The organism is Pseudoalteromonas sp. 2CM28B (genome assembly GCF_023161935.1).
Genome location: NZ_JALNTH010000106.1, coordinates 1 through 817 on the forward strand (window position 1 = coordinate 1; position 817 = coordinate 817).

The window sequence follows — 817 nt, forward strand, 5'->3', positions numbered from 1 at the left end:
TATGATAATTTAAACGAGTCAGGTAAAGTGGCCTGACTTAAACAAACTGGTCTCCGATGAACTCGGGGCGATTCATTCGACAGCGTGCCTATTATCTCATTTTGTCATACACAGTTTTCATCTAAAATAACCTGTTGCGCCTTTAAAAATAGGCGTATACGCTTTGTTTACACCCGTATACATCAGAGGTATTTTAGAATGGCTATTCTAAGCATCCGAATTGACGATAAATTAAAAGAGTCTTTAAGTAGTGAGGCGCAAAAGGAAGGTATTTCTTTATCTGAATATGTGAAGAAATCACTGGAAATTAAGAGCGTTGATACTCATATACTAGCAACAGAGAAAAACTTAAAAAGCTCTGTTGATAGTATTAAAGATTTAGCGCTCGTCTCTCAGGAGACTGTACACGAAGTTGAACTAAATATTCAGCGGCTAAATGAATCGCTTAAAAATGCAAATCACTTAAAAGAAATCAAAAAATTGAAATGGATATTGATTTCTATATCCCTCATCTTTGTATCAATCTCGATCCCAATATTTCACTTTAATATTGCTTATTTCAAAACCTTCTTTTATTAGGCTTTATCCTGAATAATTTAAGGCCTATGAGCCAAGCCTATTAGTAAATATTCCAGTTACCGGAAAGCCTTTGCCGTCCAACACCTCTGTATTAAGCTTTTCACTTTACGATGAATTACCTTCAACAACTTAATTTAAATAAACTTTTTAAAGGCGTTTTCAAAAGACTATAAGTGTATAATTATGGCGCAGGTTTTGCAGTTAATATCACTCATACGATCATACTAAGGAAAAGAAC

The 817-nt window shown here is 34.1% G+C and carries 1 protein-coding gene; it reads left to right on the forward strand.

All coding sequences use genetic code 11. From position 1 onward, the window contains the following. The first annotated feature begins 198 nt into the window (after positions 1–198). Positions 199–579: a hypothetical protein gene (locus tag MTN96_RS36830; RefSeq protein WP_024606317.1), complete on the forward strand. Its 381-nt coding sequence runs from the start codon at positions 199–201 to the stop codon at positions 577–579. Positions 580–817 lie beyond the last annotated feature (238 nt).

Bases quoted from the DNA above. Each gene is read 5' to 3' on its own strand.
- MTN96_RS36830 (WP_024606317.1), top strand. From the start codon at position 199: ATGGCTATTCTAAGCATCCGAATTGACGATAAATTAAAAGAGTCTTTA.